Annotated in this window: 1 protein-coding gene; it reads right to left on the minus strand. The window is 65.7% G+C overall.

Going from position 1 to position 609, the window contains the following annotated elements:
• Positions 1-86: 86 nt before the first annotated feature.
• Complete coding sequence (gene tnpA / locus O7A70_RS33930; RefSeq protein WP_337144222.1) at positions 87-533, minus strand: IS66-like element accessory protein TnpA; 447 nt, start codon at positions 531-533, stop codon at positions 87-89.
• Positions 534-609 lie beyond the last annotated feature (76 nt).

The following is a 609-nucleotide window of genomic DNA, read 5'->3' on the forward strand; positions in this document are numbered from 1 at the left end:
ACTCTGCATAATCCAGCGCTCCACATAATTGCGGAAGTCCACCGGCTTCGTCGCGACCATCACCTTGACCACACCCGTCGGCCCGATCACGACGGCGCCTTCAGCGCACGGATCACCGCCGCCACCGTCCTGGCGTCGGCGCCACGACCGACCCGCATGGCGACGCCGTCAATCTCCAGCTCGATCACGCCGGCTTCTTGCGCGGCCTTCCGCTTCCGTGTCGATCTCGCGCGCTTCCCCGCCGGTTCGGGCTCCTGTGCCGTGACCACTGCTGGAACAAACAATGGCTCCGGCGCCGGCCCATTCGCCAATGGCACCCGCGCGGACCGGCGCCAGGCGAACAGCTGCTGCGGGGACAATGCATGTCGCCGAGCCACAGCGCTCACCGTCTCGCCAGCATCGTAGCTTTCCGCCACGATCCGCGCCTTCTCCTCCGGCAACCATTCGCGCCGCCGTCCAGAACCCGTGAATATCTCAAGCCGTCGAACCGGCTCCTCGTCCCTGGACTTAAGCGTAAGCTCTGAAATCGTCATGTGTCGAAGCCCTCAAAGGCTCCGAGCATCGTGGCTCACGACCACGCGCGAAAGGTGGCGCCGGGACAGCGCTCAC

The sequence above is a fragment of the Mesorhizobium sp. Cs1299R1N1 genome, assembly GCF_037179655.1.
Lineage (GTDB): Bacteria > Pseudomonadota > Alphaproteobacteria > Rhizobiales > Rhizobiaceae > Mesorhizobium > Mesorhizobium salmacidum.

Coding starts and splice junctions, on each gene's coding strand:
- tnpA (WP_337144222.1), bottom strand. CDS start 533: ATGACGATTTCAGAGCTTACGCTTAAGTCCAGGGACGAGGAGCCGGTT.